The sequence below is a fragment of the Pseudomonas sp. D2002 genome (genome assembly GCF_013385735.1).
Taxonomy (GTDB): domain Bacteria; phylum Pseudomonadota; class Gammaproteobacteria; order Pseudomonadales; family Pseudomonadaceae; genus Aquipseudomonas.
Map to the genome: position 1 here is coordinate 424,366 of NZ_JACAPL010000003.1, position 16,271 is coordinate 440,636.

17 protein-coding genes are annotated in these 16,271 nt (G+C 60.6%); 4 read left to right on the forward strand and 13 right to left on the reverse strand.

Features of this window, described 5'->3' with window-relative positions; all coding sequences use genetic code 11:
- Positions 1-80: 80 nt before the first annotated feature.
- The gene (locus tag HX783_RS05275) at positions 81-965 is read left to right on the forward strand and encodes a polysaccharide deacetylase family protein (protein ID WP_177016209.1); all 885 of its coding nucleotides are present in this window, start codon (positions 81-83) and stop codon (positions 963-965) included.
- 30 nt (positions 966-995) lie between these two features.
- Here the strand turns inward: HX783_RS05275 and pcaC are convergent, their stop codons facing one another.
- From pcaC to pcaR, 11 genes are all read right to left on the reverse strand, one after another.
- Complete coding sequence (gene pcaC / locus HX783_RS05280; RefSeq protein ID WP_159954741.1) at positions 996-1,391, reverse strand: 4-carboxymuconolactone decarboxylase; 396 nt, start codon at positions 1,389-1,391, stop codon at positions 996-998.
- Between the two features lie 178 nt (positions 1,392-1,569).
- A complete protein-coding gene (pcaD, locus tag HX783_RS05285) occupies positions 1,570-2,361 on the reverse strand; it encodes a 3-oxoadipate enol-lactonase (RefSeq protein WP_177016210.1) in 792 nt (263 codons plus the stop codon).
- Between the two features lie 10 nt (positions 2,362-2,371).
- Positions 2,372-3,736, reverse strand: coding sequence for a 3-carboxy-cis,cis-muconate cycloisomerase (locus tag HX783_RS05290; protein ID WP_177016211.1), 1,365 nt, complete (start codon positions 3,734-3,736; stop codon positions 2,372-2,374).
- 10 nt (positions 3,737-3,746) lie between these two features.
- A complete protein-coding gene (locus tag HX783_RS05295; RefSeq protein ID WP_159954738.1) occupies positions 3,747-5,042 on the reverse strand; it encodes an MFS family transporter in 1,296 nt (431 codons plus the stop codon).
- A gap of 188 nt (positions 5,043-5,230) precedes the next feature.
- Positions 5,231-5,797 carry a protocatechuate 3,4-dioxygenase subunit alpha gene (gene pcaG, locus HX783_RS05300; RefSeq protein WP_159954737.1) on the reverse strand — a complete coding sequence of 189 codons (567 nt, stop codon included), beginning with the start codon at positions 5,795-5,797 and terminating at the stop codon, positions 5,231-5,233.
- 1 nt (position 5,798) lies between these two features.
- Positions 5,799-6,503, reverse strand: coding sequence for a protocatechuate 3,4-dioxygenase subunit beta (gene pcaH / locus HX783_RS05305; protein WP_159954736.1), 705 nt, complete (start codon positions 6,501-6,503; stop codon positions 5,799-5,801).
- A 16-nt stretch (positions 6,504-6,519) separates the two neighbouring features.
- A complete protein-coding gene (pcaF, locus tag HX783_RS05310; RefSeq protein ID WP_177016645.1) occupies positions 6,520-7,725 on the reverse strand; it encodes a 3-oxoadipyl-CoA thiolase in 1,206 nt (401 codons plus the stop codon).
- Positions 7,722-8,501 (reverse strand): CoA-transferase subunit beta, encoded by a 780-nt coding sequence (locus HX783_RS05315; RefSeq protein ID WP_159954734.1) that lies wholly within the window; start codon positions 8,499-8,501, stop codon positions 7,722-7,724. Before HX783_RS05315 ends, pcaF begins: the two co-directional genes overlap by 4 nt.
- Entirely contained in the window at positions 8,501-9,358 is an 858-nt protein-coding gene (locus HX783_RS05320) for a CoA transferase subunit A (protein WP_159954733.1), read from the reverse strand. The genes HX783_RS05315 and HX783_RS05320 overlap by 1 nt, the downstream gene beginning before the upstream one ends.
- Before the next feature lie 300 nt (positions 9,359-9,658).
- Positions 9,659-10,999 carry an MFS transporter gene (locus HX783_RS05325; RefSeq protein ID WP_177016212.1) on the reverse strand — a complete coding sequence of 447 codons (1,341 nt, stop codon included), beginning with the start codon at positions 10,997-10,999 and terminating at the stop codon, positions 9,659-9,661.
- A gap of 144 nt (positions 11,000-11,143) precedes the next feature.
- The gene (gene pcaR / locus HX783_RS05330; protein WP_025855315.1) at positions 11,144-11,986 is read right to left on the reverse strand and encodes a pca regulon transcriptional regulator PcaR; all 843 of its coding nucleotides are present in this window, start codon (positions 11,984-11,986) and stop codon (positions 11,144-11,146) included.
- 547 nt (positions 11,987-12,533) lie between these two features.
- Between pcaR and HX783_RS05335 the strand changes: the two genes are divergently transcribed.
- Entirely contained in the window at positions 12,534-12,734 is a 201-nt protein-coding gene (locus HX783_RS05335; protein ID WP_003189295.1) for a hypothetical protein, read from the forward strand.
- 323 nt (positions 12,735-13,057) lie between these two features.
- Positions 13,058-14,533 carry an inorganic phosphate transporter gene (locus tag HX783_RS05340; protein WP_159954731.1) on the forward strand — a complete coding sequence of 492 codons (1,476 nt, stop codon included), beginning with the start codon at positions 13,058-13,060 and terminating at the stop codon, positions 14,531-14,533.
- 253 nt (positions 14,534-14,786) lie between these two features.
- Here the strand turns inward: HX783_RS05340 and ccoM are convergent, their stop codons facing one another.
- Together ccoM and HX783_RS05345 are read right to left on the reverse strand one after the other, a co-directional pair.
- Complete coding sequence (ccoM, locus tag HX783_RS30135) at positions 14,787-14,903, reverse strand: cytochrome c oxidase subunit CcoM (RefSeq protein ID WP_017137226.1); 117 nt, start codon at positions 14,901-14,903, stop codon at positions 14,787-14,789.
- Positions 14,904-15,046: 143 nt separating this feature from the next.
- Positions 15,047-15,241, reverse strand: coding sequence for a hypothetical protein (locus HX783_RS05345; RefSeq protein ID WP_159954730.1), 195 nt, complete (start codon positions 15,239-15,241; stop codon positions 15,047-15,049).
- Positions 15,242-15,341: 100 nt separating this feature from the next.
- Here HX783_RS05345 and HX783_RS05350 point away from each other — a divergent pair, with 100 nt between their 5' ends.
- Positions 15,342-16,214, forward strand: coding sequence for a LysR substrate-binding domain-containing protein (locus HX783_RS05350; protein ID WP_177016213.1), 873 nt, complete (start codon positions 15,342-15,344; stop codon positions 16,212-16,214).
- The last annotated feature ends 57 nt before the right edge of the window (positions 16,215-16,271 follow it).

A 16,271-nucleotide genomic window follows, 5' to 3' on the forward strand; every position in this document is an offset into this window, starting at 1 on the left:
ATCATGCTGTATCGTGCACGCGCCCTTGAGTCGACACATGGAGGTCATCGACACGGATCACCCTCTTAACCCAGGCCGCCATGAACTATCTCATTGTCATTCTGTCGATCCTGCTCAGCGGCTGCATCGGCGCGCCCATCGCCCTGACGCCGCAGACCGAACAGCGTTTGCAGGCCCAGGCCCCGATCCGCTTCCTGCTGACCTTCGATGACGGCCCCAGCGCTTCAGGCTACAACAACCCGAGCCGTTCAGTGGTAGCCGACCTGGCGCATAACCCGGTACTGCCGGGCATCAAGGCGGTGTTCTTCCTGCAAACCGAGGCGTCGCGCTCCGGTGGCAGCCCTCGGGGTCGCAAGACCATGGTGCGTGAATACGCAGCCGGTCACGTCCTGGCCTTCCACACCGCCACGGGGTTTCACACCAACCACCGCTGGCTAAGTGACGCCGAGCTTGAACGCACCCTCAGCCAAGGCGCAGCGGACATTGCCTCGATCACCGGCGCATCGCCCCTGCTGGTGCGCCCGCCGTTCTGGAACTATGACAAGCGCACCTTCGCCGCCTACCAGCGCCACGGCATGCACGTACTGCTGACGGACCTGAGTGCCAATGACGGCAAGATCTGGGGCTTCAACGGCAGCCCACGGCGGCGGGCGAATTTGTACCGGCAACTGTCAGTGGTGCGTGAGCGCATTGCCTTGGGCGAACTGCCGACGGTGGATGGCGTGATACCGGTGGTGGTGACCTTTCATGACATCAATCGCTACACCGCGCGGCACATGCAGGAGTACTTGCAGATCCTGATGGACAGCGCCCGGATCAACGGCATGAAGACCGCCGCCGAGCCGTTCTACACCGACCACGCCACGCTGGAACGCGCGGCGCTGGCACGTACGGTGAAGGATGTGAATGAAGAGGTGCATTTGCCGGGAGTGTGGAACTGGATATGGGATGCCGATTCACACTGATCCAGCAAACACAGATGCGTGTGTTTCAATTCAGTCCTGCCGCGACTCCACGCCGAGTTCATCCCACACCGACTCGGCGAGATGGAAGGTCGCATTCGCCGCCGGAATACCGCAATAAATCGCGCTCTGCATCAGCACTTCCTTGATCTCGGCGCGGGTCACGCCATTGCTCGCGGCCGCACGCAGGTGCAACTTCAACTCTTCGCTGCGGTTCATGCCGATCAACATGGCGATGGTGATCAGGCTGCGGGTGTGCCGCGGCAGGCCGGGGCGGGTCCAGATATCACCCCAGGCGTGGCGGGTGATCATTTCCTGAAACTCGCTGTTGAACTCGGTCAAGGCATTCAGGCTGCGGTCGACATGCGCGTCGCCCAGCACTTCGCGGCGCACTTGCAGGCCGTCGGCGTAACGTTGTTTCTCGTCCACAAAAAGCTCCTTAGCGTAAATGGCCCGGAGAACGGCATACCTTGTGGCGAGGGAGCTTGCTCCCGTTGGGCTGCGCAGCAGCCCCAGTCAGGTATGCGCATTCTTACCGGAAAACTTGAATGGGCGGATTTGGGACTGCTTCGCAGTCCAGCGCGAGCAAGCCCGCTCGCCACAGGGTTTAATCGGCCAGCAAGAACTTCAGTACTCGGTTACTGAAATCAGCCCCGGCCTGGACGTTGGAAAGGTGGGCCGCATAGAACTCGGCGTATTCGGCGCCCTTCACATGGTTCTGGATAAAGTGGCTACCGGCCGGCGGTGTGACCGCATCTTCAGTACCGGCAATCACCAACGTCGGCGCTTTGATCGAGGCCAACTGTTCACGGAAGTCCGCATCACGCACGGCCGCGCAGTTGGCGGCGTAACCCTTGGGCGAAGTGGCCGCGAGCATGTCGGTAATCTGCTTGGCCTGGTGCAGGTTGGCGGCGGCAAAATCGGCGGTGAACCAGCGTGCAATCGATGCATCGCGCAACGCCACCATGGCTGCCGGCCCCTCACGCAAGACCATTTCGATACGCGGGTTCCATACCTCCGGTGTGCCGATCCTGGCGGCGGTGTTGCACACCACCAGGCGCTGCACACGCTCACCGGCATGGATGCCCAACCATTGCCCAATCAGGCCGCCCATGGATAAACCACAGAAATGCGCACGCTGGATATCCAATGCATCCAGCAGCGCGATCACGTCGCGGCCCAGTTGCTCAATGCTGTACGGCCCCTCGGTGACCAAGGACTTGCCGTGGCCACGGGTGTCGAAACGCAGCACACGAAAATGCTCGGTAAAAGCCGGGATCTGGATGTCCCACATATGCAGGTCGGTGCCCAGGGAGTTGGACAGTACCAACACCGGCGCCTCCACTGGCCCATCCAGTTGGTAATGCAGTTCGCCCTCGGCGAGTTGTACAAAGGCCACAGCGGTCTCCTTACGCGGTCAATGCAAAATGGTCGGCCACCGCGCGGGTGACCCAGGTGCGGGCCTGGCCCAGGTAGTGAGCAGGGTCGAGCAGGCGGTCGAGTTCAACCGCTGATAACTCGGCGGTCACCTGCGGTTCGTCTGCGAGCACCGCGCGCAGATGGCGCCCTTGCGCGACGGCGCGCTTGCAACATTGCTCCAGCAGATGATGCGCGGTGTCGCGGCCCAAGCGCTGGGCCAGCACGATGCTGACGGCTTCTGCCAGCACCAGGCCTTGAGTCAAATCGAGGTTGTGCTCCATGCGCTCAGGGGCGACTTCCAACCCCTCGCTCACCAGCAACGCCTGCTTCAAGGCGCCAGACACCAACCGACAAATTTCGGGCAAGGTTTCCCATTCGGCGTGCCACAGGCCCAGGCTGCGCTCGTGTTCCTGGGGCATGGCGCTGAACATTGTCGCGACCAACCCCGGCACACGGGTCGCCGCGCTGATCAGCACGGCGGCACCCACCGGGTTGCGTTTGTGCGGCATGGTCGACGAACCGCCTTTGCCGGGCGCCGAAGGTTCAAACACCTCTGCCGCTTCAGTCTGCATCAACAGGCTGATATCACGGCCCAACTTACCCAGGCTGCCGGCAATCAGGCCGAGCACACTGGCGAACTCCACCAGCCGATCGCGCTGGGTGTGCCAGGGTTGCTCGGGCAAGCTCAACTGCAACTCCGCCGCCAAGGCTTCGGCCACGGGCATGGCCTGCTCACCCAGCGCCGCCAGGGTGCCGGACGCGCCGCCGAATTGCAGCACCAACAGGCGCGGCTTCAGCTCGGCAAGGCGCTGGCGACTGCGCGTCACCGCCCCCAGCCAACCGGCGATTTTCATCCCCAGGGTGACCGGCGTCGCGTGTTGCAACCACGTGCGCCCGGCCAACGGCACGCTCGCATAACGCTGGGCCTGCTGGGCAAGGACTTCACCCAATTGCGCCAAATCGGCTTCGATCAACACCAACGCGCGGCGCAATTGCAGGACCAGGCCAGTGTCCATCACGTCCTGGCTGGTCGCCCCCAGATGCACGTAACGTTCGGCGTCGGCATCTTCACTGGCAATCAACTTGCCCAGCGCCTTTACCAACGGAATCGCCGAATTGCCCGCCGTGGCAATCGCCACCCCGAGCGCATCCACATCGTACAAAGACGCCAGGCAAGCCTGGGCAATCGGTGCAACGGCGGCCTGCGGAATCAGACCGACCTGGGCCTGCGCCCGGGCCAGAGCCGCTTCAAAATCCAGCATGCCCTGCAAACGCCCCTGATCGCAGAACACTTCGGCCATGCTGTCAGCGGTGAAGTAAGCGTCGAACAATTGGTTGCTCGTGCGCAGTGTCATAACGCGTCCCTTATAGATCGTGGTGCAGGTACGCTGCCTCTTTCGGCAGGCGCAAGCTGAACAGGAAGGCGATCGCCATCATCGCGGTGACATACCAATAGAAGGCGTTTTCCATGCCGATGGATTTAAGGCTCAACGCAACGACTTCCGCCGAACCACCAAAAATCGCATTGGCCACCGCATAGGCCAGGCCCACACCCAAGGCACGCACCTGGGGCGGGAACATTTCCGCTTTGACCAGGCCGCTGATCGAGGTGTAGAAGCTGACAATCGCCAACGCCAGGGTGATCAGCACAAAGGCCAGGAACGGGCTGCTGACGGTTTTCAAGGTCAGCAGAATCGGCACGGTGAACAGCGTGCCAAGACCGGCAAACCAGAGCATCGAATTGCGGCGGCCGATCTTGTCCGCCAACATGCCGAACAGCGGCTGCATGCACATGTAGAGGAACAGTGCGCCCGTCATGATGTAGCTCGACGTCTTGGCGTGCATGCCGACGGTGTTCACCAGGTACTTCTGCATGTAAGTGGTGAAGGTGTAGAAAATCAACGAGCCGCCGGCGGTGTAGCCCAGCACGGTAACGAACGCTTTGCCATGGTCGCGTAACAGCGCAACGATGCTGCCGGCGTCCTTGTCTTCGCGCATTTCCTTGCTGGTGGTTTCTTTCAAGGTGCGACGCAGCAGCAGAGAGATCACCGCCGCAATGGCGCCGATCACAAACGGAATCCGCCAGCCCCAGGCACGCAGTTCATCTTCGCTGAGAAACTGTTGCAGGATCACCACGACCAGTACCGCCAGCAGTTGCCCGCCGATCAGGGTGACATACTGGAACGAGGCGAAAAAGCCACGCTGGCCCTTGAGGGCAATTTCACTCATGTAGGTCGCGGTGGTGCCGTATTCGCCGCCCACCGACAAGCCCTGGAACAAACGCGCCACCAGCAGCAAGGCCGGCGCCCAGGCGCCGATGTCTTTGTAAGTGGGCAAGAAGGCGATGACCAGGGAGCCGGCGCACATCATCAGCACCGAGATCATCATCGAGTTTTTACGGCCATGCTTGTCGGCCACGCGGCCAAACAACCAGCCGCCAATCGGTCGCATCAGGAACCCGGCAGCGAATACGCCAGCGGTGTTCAGCAGTTGGACCGTAGGGTCGTCCGACGGAAAAAACGCCGGGGCAAAATAGATGGCGCAGAAGGCATAAACGTAGAAGTCGAACCATTCGACAAGGTTGCCGGAGGAAGCACCGACAATCGCAAAAATCCGTTTGCTGCGTTCTTCTCCGGTGTAGTGACTCGTTGTTGTTGTCATGTTTTTTTACTCAGTGGGAACGGTTATAGCCTAGACATACTTTGCAACAACCATGTTCCGCAAGCAGACTTTTGGTGATCGTTCCCACGCTCTGCGTGGGAATGCCTTTTGTGACGCTCTGCGTCAGGCTTTGGGACGCAGAGCGTCCCTGGCTGCATGCCCACGCAGAGCGTGGGAACGATCGGGTCTCAATAGTCGAAGAACACCGTTTCCTTATCTGTGCCCTGCAAAATCACATTCCACTGATACACCCCTGCCCCATCCTGCTGGGCAATCAACGTGCCGCGCCGCTCGGCAGGCACGCACGCGAGCAACGGGTCGTCGCCATTCAACGCCTCGCCGTCAAAATAAATCCGCGTCAGCAAGTGCTTCACCAACCCACGCGCAAACACCAGCACCACCAGGTGCGGCGCCTGGGTCGTGCCTTTCAGCCCCGGCACGCTGCCCGGCTTGATGGTGGTAAAGCGAAAGCGCCCTTCGGCATCCACCGGCACTCGGCCAAAACCTTCGAAGTGAGGGTCGACGGCTTTGTCCTGCTCATCCTCCGGGTGGTCGTACTTGCCGGCCGCATTGGCCTGCCAGACTTCGAGCATGGCGTCGTTGACGACATCACCGTTGCCGTCCACCACTTGCCCGCTGATGGCCACGCGTTCGCCAAGGGTGGCCGGCACGGTCAGGTCTTCGCGGTTCAGCCAGGTCAGGCCGATGTGGTAATACGGCCCGACGGTGTGGGACGTGGTCGCATTGAGTGTCATCTCATTTCTCCATCGGCGTGGCGTCGCGGCCGCGCAGGACGATGTCCCAGCGGTAGCCGAGGGCATAGGAAGGAATGGTTTTTTCCAGGTCAAAACGGGCGATCAGGCGCTGTTTGGCCGAGGTGTCCGGCACGCAGTTGTAGATCGGGTCGTACTCCAGCAGCGGGTCGCCGGGGAAATACATCTGTGTGACCAGGCGCGTCAGCACGCTCGGGCCGAACAGGGAAAAGTGAATATGCGCCGGGCGCCACGCATTGTGGTGGTTGCCCCACGGGTACGCACCGGGCTTGATGGTCTGGAACTGATACCAGCCATCGGCGTCGGTAACGGTGCGACCGGTGCCGGTGAAGTTCGGGTCCAGTGGCGCATCGTGCAGGTCACGCTTGTGGTTGTAACGGCCCGCAGCATTGGCCTGCCAGATCTCCACCAGAATGCCTGGCACCGGCAAGCCATTTTCATCCAGCACGCGGCCATGAATGATGATGCGCTCACCTTGAGGCTCGCCCTCGTGCTGGGCAGTCAGGTCATTGTCCTTCTCATTGACGCGCTCGGCGCCGATGGTCGGGCCGGTAATTTCCGACAGCGAATGCGGCAGAAACACCAATGGCTGGGACGGCGAACGCAGGTTCGTCGACTGGTAGGCCGGGTGCAGGTAATCAGGTTGAGTGCCCGCTTGCGGGCGCCGGTATCCGGGCTTGTCACTCATGGAGCAATCCTCTCTTTTAGATGCGTTCAATCGCCAGGGCCAAGCCTTGGCCGACGCCTACACACATAGTCGCCAGGCCTTTGCTGCCACCGGTTTTTTCCAACTGATGCAGCGCGGTCAACACCAACCGCGCGCCGCTCATGCCCAACGGATGGCCGAGGGCGATGGCGCCGCCGTTCGGGTTGACCTGGGGGGCGTCGTCGGCAATGCCCAACTCACGCAGCACCGCCAGGCCTTGGCTGGCGAAGGCTTCATTGAGTTCAATGACGTCAAAGTCGGTGACCGCCAAACCGAGGCGCTCCACCAGCTTGCGCACCGCCGGCACCGGGCCAATCCCCATCACCCGTGGTGCGACACCGGCGCTGGCCATACCCAGTACGCGCGCGCGGGCGGTCAGGCCGTGTTTTTTCACCGCGTCGGCGGAGGCGAGTATCAGTGCCGCCGCGCCATCGTTCACGCCAGAAGCATTACCCGCGGTTACGGTCTTGTCCGGGCCATTCACTGGCTTGAGTTTGGCCAGGGCTTCCAGGGTGGTGTCGGCGCGTGGATGCTCATCCTGCTCGACCACGGTCTCGCCTTTTTTGTGCGCGATGCGCACCGCAACGATTTCTTCAGCGAAGAACCCGGCAGCCTGCGCGGCGGCAGTGCGTTGCTGGCTGCGCAGGGCGAAGGCGTCCTGGTCGGCGCGAGACACGTTGTAATCATCGGCGACGTTATCGGCGGTCTGCGGCATCGCGTCCACGCCGTACTGGGCCTTCATCAACGGGTTGATAAAACGCCAGCCGATAGTGGTGTCCTCCAGCTTCATGTTGCGTGAAAACGCCGCATCGGCCTTGCCCATCACGAATGGCGCGCGGGACATCGACTCAACGCCACCGGCAATCGCCAGCTCCATTTCGCCGCTGGCAATGGCGCGGAAGGCCGTGCCGATGGCGTCCATGCCCGAGGCGCACAGGCGGTTGAGGGTCACGCCGGGAATGCTCTCTGGCAGGCCCGCCAGCAACAGCGCCATGCGCGCAACGTTGCGGTTGTCTTCGCCGGCCTGGTTGGCGCAACCGAGGAACACTTCGTCGACAGCCGACCAGTCCACCGACGGGTTGCGCTCGATCAGTGCCTTGATCGGCAAGGCCGCCAAGTCATCGGCGCGCACCGTGGACAAGCCACCGCCAAATCGGCCAATGGGCGTGCGGATGGCATCACAGATAAATACCTCGCGCATCAGGCTTCTCCTGGCGCTTGGCCATGGGCGGCGGCGGTGCGGGCTTCAAGGTCACGCAGGGCGGTCAGTTCGACCTCCGTCGGTTCGTCAGTCGTTTCCACCTGATCGGCAAACCGAATCGCCCAACCAGTGGCCGCGACCACTTGCTCACGGGTTACGCCAGGGTGCAGCGCGGTGACCACAAACTCATGGCTGCCCGCTTCCGGTTCCATGATGCACAGGTCGGTAATAATCCCTACGGGACCAGCGCCCGGCAGGCCCAGGCGTTTACGTGAATCGCCGCCTTCGCCGTGGCCGACCGAGGTGATGAAGTCGAGCTTGTCGACAAACGAACGCGCCGACTGCTTGAGGATGATCAGCACGCTCTTGGCCGAACCGGCAATCTCCGGCGCACCACCGGCACCTGGCAGGCGCACTTTGGGCTGGTGGTAATCGCCGACCACGGTGGTGTTGATATTGCCGAAACGGTCGACTTGGGCGGCGCCGAGAAAACCGACGTCGATGCGCCCACCTTGCAGCCAGTAGCGAAAAATCTCACCGGTCGGCACCACGGTGTCGGCGGTTTCGGCCAGCTCGCCGTCGCCGATGGACAGTGGCAACACGCTTGGCTTGGCGCCTATCGGGCCGGACTCGTAGATCAGCACCACGTCGGGCGACGAGGTCAGGCGCGCCAGGTTGGCGGCTTTAGAGGGCAAGCCGATACCGACAAAGCACACCGAGCCGTTCTTGAGGCGGCGCGCGGCGGCGACGGTCATCATTTCATTGGTCGAGTAAGCCATTACTTGGCCTCCTGCGCGTTGGCCAGCTTGGCCTGGAATTCACTGAAGTCGGCGGTGCCGTGGATGTATTCGTCGATCCAGGCGGTAAAAGTCCCACGGTCGCGGGCGATCGGGTCCCACGCCTGATAGAAGCGGTTGTCACGTTCGTTGTAGCCGTGAGCGTAGGACGGATGCGCGCCACCCGGTACATGACACACCGCGGTCAGGGCCCAGGTCGGCAATACACAGCTGTTCATCGGTGCATTCAGGTCGTCGACGATTTCTTCGACGGTGACGATGCAACGCTTGGCGGCCAACGCCGCTTCCTTTTGCACACCGAGAATGCCCCAGAGCAACACGTTGCCCTTGCGATCGGCCTTTTGTGCGTGGATCACGGTGACGTCCGGGCGTACCGAGGGCACGGCCGCCAGCACTTCGCCGGTGAACGGGCAGGTCACGGTTTTGATCAGCGGGTTGACCTTGGGCAAGTCGGAACCGGCGTAGGCACGCAGCACCGCGAACGGCAGGCCCGATGCACCGGCGACGTAGGCATTCGCCAGGTCAGCGTGGCTGTGTTCTTCGATCTCCAGCGGCTGCGGCCATTGTTTCTCCACCGCGTCGCGCAGGCGATGCAAGGAGCCCACGCCCGGGTTGCCGCCCCAGGAGAAAATCAACTTGCGGGCGCAGCCGGCACCGATCAACTGGTCGTAGATCAGGTCAGGCGTCATACGCACCAGCGTCAGGTCTTTCTTGCCCTGACGGATGATTTCATGACCCGCTGCCGTAGGGATCAGATGGGTGAAGCCTTCCAGTGCGACGGTATCGCCGTCGTTCACGAATTGCTTCACCGCGTCACGCAGCGCAAGAATTTCAGCCATGGGGTTCGGGCTCCCGGTGTTGATCGAAAAAGGCGCTGAGGTGGCGCCGAAGTGTTTGAAGATTAAGCCGGGGCATTGGGCCGAACAATCCGATAATCGACGGAGTGTTCGATTATCGAACGAATTGTTGCCTAGCTAATCTTTCGTGCAAAGCAGCCAGGTCAGCTCCCAACCGTCAATGTGGGAGCTGGCTTGCCTGCGATGCAGACGACTCGGTCCAGCAGGCAAATTGAGTTGATGCAATCGCAGGCAAGCCAGCTCCCACATGGTCTCGTGGCTGCTACAAAATCGTGTCAGACCTCAGGTCGCGTCCGCATGGCTGACCATGCCTTTGATCACAACGGCAGCCGTGGCCAATGCCGCTGGAATCACCAGCGCGGTGAGTACCTGCTCGAAGTTCCAGCCCAGCCCCAGCAACGTCGCGCCCATCCACGCGCCGAGAATCGCGCCGAAGCGGCCGATGCCGAGCATCCACGACACACCGGTCGCGCGGCCTTGGGTCGGGTAAAAGCGTGCGGCTAATGAGGGCATTGCCGATTGCGCGCCGTTGACGCACATGCCGGCCACCAGCACCAGGGTCGCCAGCAAGGTGATGTTGCCCAGGCTCTGCCCCACCGCGTAGGCAAACACCCCGGCCAGCAGGTAAAAAGTACCGATGACCTTGTGAGGGTTGAACCGGTCCATCGCCCAGCCCACGCCGACCGCACTCAATACGCCACCAAACTGGAACAATGCGCCGATAAACGCGGCCTGTTCCATGCTGGCGCCACTGTCACGCATCAAGGTCGGCAGCCAGCTGGTCAGCAAGTAAACAATCACCAGGCCCATGAAGTAAGTGAGCCACAGCAACAGGGTGCCGGCGCTGTAAGTGCCGGAGAAGATCACCGCAAACACATTGCGCGCCTTGACGGTTTTTTGCTCCGGCACGCTGAAGCTGGTGGCCTGGGCGACGAGATTGGGCTCGATGGGCGACAAGGTCTTGCGCACTTTGTCAGTGCCGCGATTGCGCACCACGAGGTAGCGTGCCGATTCCGGCAGCCACACCAACAGCACCACCGCCAGGATCAACGGCAGGATGCCGCCGATCATCAACAGGCTGTGCCAGCCGAACGCCGGAATCAGCTTGGCCGAGATAAACCCGCCACCGGCCATGCCCAGGTTGAACCCGCAGAACATGCTGGTCACCAGCAGCGACTTGTGGCGCTCGGGGGTGTACTCGGAGAGCAAGGTGGTGGCATTCGGCATGCCCGCCCCCAGGCCCAGCCCGGTGAGGAAGCGCAACACCAGCAACTGGTCGACGTTGGTGCTGTAGGCCGACGCCAGGCTGAATGCGCCAAACACCAGCACCGCACTCACCAACACCACTTTGCGCCCGAAGCGGTCGGCCAGCGGGCCTGAACCCAACGCGCCGAACACCATGCCGATCAACGCGGCGCTCATCACCGGGCCGAGGCTGGCGCGGTCGATGCCCCAATCCTGGGACAGCGCGGGCGCAATAAAGCCCATGGCGGCGGTGTCGAGGCCGTCGAGGAAAACGATAAGGAAACACAGGATCACCACACGCCACTGATAACGTGACAGCGGCTGGGCGTTGATAAAGGACTGCACGTCCAGGTTAGTACCGACAGAGGGCTGGTTCATTATTGTTATTTCCACACCGATGGGCGGGCGAACGGCCTGGGGCCGTCATTATTATTGGGGCGCGCTAGAGCGCTGCCGCACATTAATAAGCCTGGGGAAACACCGTCAATTGATCAGGCCGGGTTCTGTGCGGTGACCGAACACTTAGGCAAATAGCTGGGCACTCAACTCACGACTGGCGCTGAGCATGCTCGGCAGGAAACGCTGTTCCAACTCACTGCGACTGACCCGTCCGGCATGGGTGCTGACATTCAACGCAGCCAGAACCTGGCCGGACGCGTCGTACACCGGCACCGCAATGGAGCGCAGGCCTTGCTCCAGTTCCTGGTCGACGATGCACCACCCTTGCTGACGCACTTGTTGCAGGCATTCGAACAAGGCTTCGGGGGTCGTCAGGGTGCGGCTGGTTTTGGTTTGCAGGTCGGCGTGATCGAGGTAGTCCTGCAGCGAGGCATCATCCAACGCCGCGAGCAGGATGCGGCCCATGGACGTGCAATACGCCGGCAGGCGCCCGCCCACCGACAGGTCCACCGAAATCAAGCGTTGGGTGGTGGCGGAACGGGCGATATAGAGGATGTCGTCGCCTTCCAGGGTCGCCATGTTGCAGGCTTCGTGCAGTTGCTCGCTCATGCGGTCCAGGTACGGCTGGGCGGAGACCGCCAGGGGTGTGGAGGATAAATAGGCATGGCCCAGTGTCAGGACTTTGGGCAGCAGCGAGTAAGTGCGTCCGTCGGTGGTGGCGTAGCCGAGCTTGATCAACGTATGCAGGCAACGGCGCACGGCAGCGCGCGGGATTTCGGTGCGGTGGCTGATTTGGGCGATGGTCAGGTGGCGTTTGCGCTCCTGAAACGCCTGCACCACCGCCAAGCCACGGGCCAGCGAGGTCATGAAATCCGGATCACCGGTAAACGCCTGGATGCGCTTGGCCGGGGAAGCCACGATCGGCGGCGCCACTGACGCGAAGGAGTTGCGCAATTGATCGTTCATTTCAGGGTCCTTTCTCTTATTTTTCAACCGCTGGGAGGGTTGGCCGCTATTACAAGCCGCGCTGGCCTTGATGTACAAGGCTGGGGCCGCAACATTGGGCGATTATCGGACGATCATTCGATAATCGCAATTTGCCCAGCACGCCGAGCACCGATACTGCACGAGGGATCCATACAGTTCCCGTACTCATACGTGACATTTAGTTGAGTGCAGACTTTATGCCGCCAGCTTTTCACAATTACTGACGCGAGCATGTAACAAAACCCTCACACGACGTTGACGCTTTTTAACTTCATGGTGATAGTGTTATTCAAATGCGCCGCTATAATGCAGCTTGTGCAGAGGTCAGCCCGGTATCGATATCGGGATTGGAGCTCGCCAGGCGTTGCGCAATGTGCATCACCGGTCACAAGTAACCGCTTAAAAGATATGCCCTTTGGTCCTCTTTCAAACTTGAACGGCTGCGTTGTTCAATTTGAAATAACCCGAGGACGACTTTCAGGCCTAACGCTGCACAGTCAATAACTCAACTCAATTAGGTAACACTGTGACGAAAGACGAACTGCGCGCGGAACTTGAGCGCCAGGAGCAACGTTACAAGGACGTTTACGGCGGGGAAGTCACCACCTACGCCGCCCAGCCTGAGCCCGAGCGCAAGCCGTGGCGCAAGCGAGCCAGCTTGCTGGATCAGGCATTTGCCCAGGAAATCCAAAAGATTGAACAGGAACTCAAAACCGAAGAGCCATAAGCACTTCGATTTGAGCGCCAAGGTTTTGCCACCACCGCTGGCTCATTGCCAGCGGTGGGCGACCTGATTTTCATCAGGCTCCTACAGCCTTGAGCGAAATTTCGTACAAATGTTTCAAACGTGACATTTCGGTCAAAAAAACCCGCCTTTCGGGCCACGCGCTTTATAAATCAAAGACTTGCCAAAGCCCCGAAAACCCTGGGATGCGCCCCTTTGCTCGGACTTTTTTCAGTGAAGATTGCGACCGATGAGCAGCTAGTGCATCGATTACTGAGGTTTTCTGGCATAATCGCGCCCCCTTACGACCGGGTCAGAAAACCTTCATGATCGATTTATTCAGCGGACTGGATGCTTGGGTTCTAGTGAGCCTGTTGCTCGCCCTGGCCTTTGTCCTCGCCTTCGAGTTCATCAATGGCTTTCATGACACCGCTAACGCGGTGGCCACAGTCATCTATACCAAAGCCATGCCGCCGCACCTGGCCGTGTTCTTCTCCGGGGTGTTCAACTTCCTCGGCGTGTTGCTCGGCGGTGTGGGTGTTGCCTATGCCATCGTGCATTTGCTGCCGGTGGAGTTGCTGATCAATGTGAACACCGGCCATGGTTTGGCAATGGTCTTCTCATTATTGGCAGCGGCGATTACCTGGAACCTGGGCACCTGGTACTTCGGTATCCCGGCCTCCAGCTCCCACACGTTGATCGGCTCGATCCTCGGTGTCGGCCTGGCGAACGCCCTGATCAACGATATTCCCCTGGCTGACGGTGTGAACTGGCAGAAAGCGATCGATATCGGCGCGTCCCTGGTGTTCTCGCCGATGGCCGGTTTCCTGGTCGCAGCCTTGGTGCTGATCGGCCTGAAATGGTGGCGCCCACTGTCGAAAATGCACAAGACCCCAGACCAGCGCCGCAAGCTCGACGACAAGAAACACCCGCCGTTCTGGAACCGCCTGGTGCTGGTGATTTCGGCCATGGCCGTGAGCTTCGTGCACGGTTCCAACGATGGCCAGAAAGGTATCGGCCTGATCATGCTGGTGCTGATCGGCATCGTGCCGGCACAGTTTGTACTCGACCTGGGCAGCACCACCTATCAGATCGAGCGCACCCGTGACGCCACCGTGCACTTGAGCCAGTTCTACCAGCGTAACAACGCCACCCTCGGCGAGTTCCTGGCACTGGGCAAAAGTGTGAAGGATGACCTGCCGGGCAAGTTCCAGTGCAACCCGCAGCAGACCGAGCCCACTATCAGCGCGCTGATGGAGACCTTGAAAGGTGTCTCGGACTACCACTCGCTGACCTCCGAACACCGTATTGAAGTGCGCCGCTACCTGCTGTGCCTGGACGACACCGCGAAGAAAGTCGGCAAGTTGCCAGGCCTGGATGCGCGTGAGAAGTCCGACCTGGACAAGCTGCGTAAAGACCTGACGGCCACCACCGAGTACGCGCCGTTCTGGGTGATCCTCGCGGTCGCGCTGGCCCTGGGCCTGGGCACCATGGTCGGTTGGAAACGTGTAGTGCTGACCATCGGTGAGAAGATCGGCAAGCAGGGCATGACCTATGCCCAGGGCATGTCGGCGCAGATCACCACGGCGAGCATGATTGGCCTGGCGAACATCTTCAGCCTGCCGGTTTCCACCACCCATGTGCTGTCGTCCGGTGTTGCCGGGACCATGGTTGCCAACAAAAGCGGCCTGCAAGGTGGCACCGTGAAGACCATTCTGATGGCTTGGGTGTTGACCTTGCCGGCAACCGTGGGCCTGTCGGCCGGGTTGTTCTGGCTGGCGTCCAAGGCGCTGGGCAGCTGATAAGCTGCGGCTGAAAAAAAGGCGTGATCCCGATAAGGATCACGCCTTTTTTTATCCCCACTGATCGTTCCCACGCTCTGCGTGGGAATGCATCGAGTGAAGCTCAGCGTCACAACTACAGGTGCGGGACGCAGAGCGTCCTCGGCGGCATTCCCACGCGGAGCGTGGGAACGATCACATTAAATAGCAGACAAAAAAAAGGGCGACCGAAGTCGCCCAAAATGCCTTGCGTGCTCATGTAACCCGGAAGAACTTACGGTTCTTTACGCTTATTAGCGTCCTTCCAGATAAAAATCCCGAATCCTACAAAAAACAGCACCATGAGGCTGACAGTCAGCACCCCGGCAAACACCACATTATCGAAAAACATGACCGGCCTCCTGCTCGTGCCCTGTTGCGATAGGGCTAAGTTAATGGAGAAGGCGGATTGGAAAATTGACGGGGATCAATGTCGCCCGCAACGGGGCGTAAAGAAGGGCAATAACTGACCTGCATCAACAAATGCAGGTTGTTTTAACGCTTTTTCGGCTTTTTCTTTGGCTTTTTCTTAACGTTACCCAGTGGCATCGCTTGTTCAAACGCCTGACGAACTTCATTCAGGCGTTTGTCATTCAAGTCATGCACACGCTTGGCACGTTCGGCATTCAGGTCGATCAGCTTGTCGTCATCACTCATGGCTTGGCTTACGTCGTGGCGGGAATAGCTCAATAATGCGGCCTCGTCCGCCCGACGGCAAATCAGCGGGCGACAAAATGCAGGTCATCGCCCAAAATCGGCACTTTCCACCCTACCCAGCAGGAGCCTTCAGGTGGCATTGCACAAGGACCTTCCGCCGCTGCTGGCCCTGCGCGCCTTCGAGGCCGTTGCGCGGCATTTGAGTTTTATCAAGGCAGCGAACGAGTTGTCGGTGACCCAAAGTGCCCTGAGCCACCAGGTGCAAAAGCTCGAACAGCATTTGGGTAAACCGCTGTTCATCCGACGCACCCGTGCGATTGATCTGACCGCCGACGGCCAACGCTACTACGACGAAATCCGCCCCGCCCTCGACGCCATCGCCGCCGCCACCCGCGCGCAAAAGACTGCGCCCAGTTCCACCGTGCTGCGCGTCGGCCTGCTCGCCTCCTTCGCCACCCTGTGGCTGGCTCCGCGCCTGGCGGGGTTTCTAAACCGTTACCCGCATATCCAGGTGGAGTTGCTGCCGTCGATACAATTGGCCAACGTCGCCGCCGCCGAGGTCGACCTGGCTATCCGTTATGGCAAGGGCGACTGGCCCGATGTAGACGCCACACGGCTGATGCCTGAAGTGATCTCGCCGGTGTGCAGCCCGGCCTTCAAGGCCAGCCACGTGCACAACGGCGCGCTGTTGATGGCCACCTCGCACCGGCCTTTTGAGTGGACCGATTGGTCCGCTCATTATCAAGTCGACCTTGAGCGCCACCCCCGCGTGATGTTGCACGACTACAACATCGTGGTCGAAGCCGCCGTGGCCGGCCAGGGCATCGCCATGGGCCGGCACCGTTTGATTGAGCGCAAGTTGCAGGATGGCAGCCTGGTGCAAGCCTTTGACTGGCCGCCCTATCACAGCGAAATCGGCTACTGGCTGATCGCGCCCCAAGGCCCCGCCAGTGAGGCGGCCGAATGCTTCAGCCAGTGGTTGAAGGAAACCTGCAACGACGCGTGAGTTATTTCGATACGTCGAGTGAGTTCTATCCGTTTGTCGCCCATTGTCGCAGCCAAC

What these genes read in the sequence shown, in the direction of transcription:
- HX783_RS05340 (WP_159954731.1), top strand. Translation starts at nt 13,058, where the DNA reads ATGATCGATTTATTCAGCGGACTGGATGCTTGGGTTCTAGTGAGCCTG.
- HX783_RS05275 (WP_177016209.1), top strand. Translation starts at nt 81, where the DNA reads ATGAACTATCTCATTGTCATTCTGTCGATCCTGCTCAGCGGCTGCATC.
- HX783_RS05315 (WP_159954734.1), bottom strand. Translation starts at nt 8,501, where the DNA reads ATGGCTTACTCGACCAATGAAATGATGACCGTCGCCGCCGCGCGCCGC.
- ccoM (WP_017137226.1), bottom strand. Translation starts at nt 14,903, where the DNA reads ATGTTTTTCGATAATGTGGTGTTTGCCGGGGTGCTGACTGTCAGCCTC.
- HX783_RS05290 (WP_177016211.1), bottom strand. Translation starts at nt 3,736, where the DNA reads ATGACACTGCGCACGAGCAACCAATTGTTCGACGCTTACTTCACCGCT.
- HX783_RS05295 (WP_159954738.1), bottom strand. Translation starts at nt 5,042, where the DNA reads ATGACAACAACAACGAGTCACTACACCGGAGAAGAACGCAGCAAACGG.
- pcaH (WP_159954736.1), bottom strand. Translation starts at nt 6,503, where the DNA reads ATGAGTGACAAGCCCGGATACCGGCGCCCGCAAGCGGGCACTCAACCT.
- pcaG (WP_159954737.1), bottom strand. Translation starts at nt 5,797, where the DNA reads ATGACACTCAATGCGACCACGTCCCACACCGTCGGGCCGTATTACCAC.
- HX783_RS05325 (WP_177016212.1), bottom strand. Translation starts at nt 10,999, where the DNA reads ATGAACCAGCCCTCTGTCGGTACTAACCTGGACGTGCAGTCCTTTATC.
- pcaR (WP_025855315.1), bottom strand. Translation starts at nt 11,986, where the DNA reads ATGAACGATCAATTGCGCAACTCCTTCGCGTCAGTGGCGCCGCCGATC.
- HX783_RS05320 (WP_159954733.1), bottom strand. Translation starts at nt 9,358, where the DNA reads ATGGCTGAAATTCTTGCGCTGCGTGACGCGGTGAAGCAATTCGTGAAC.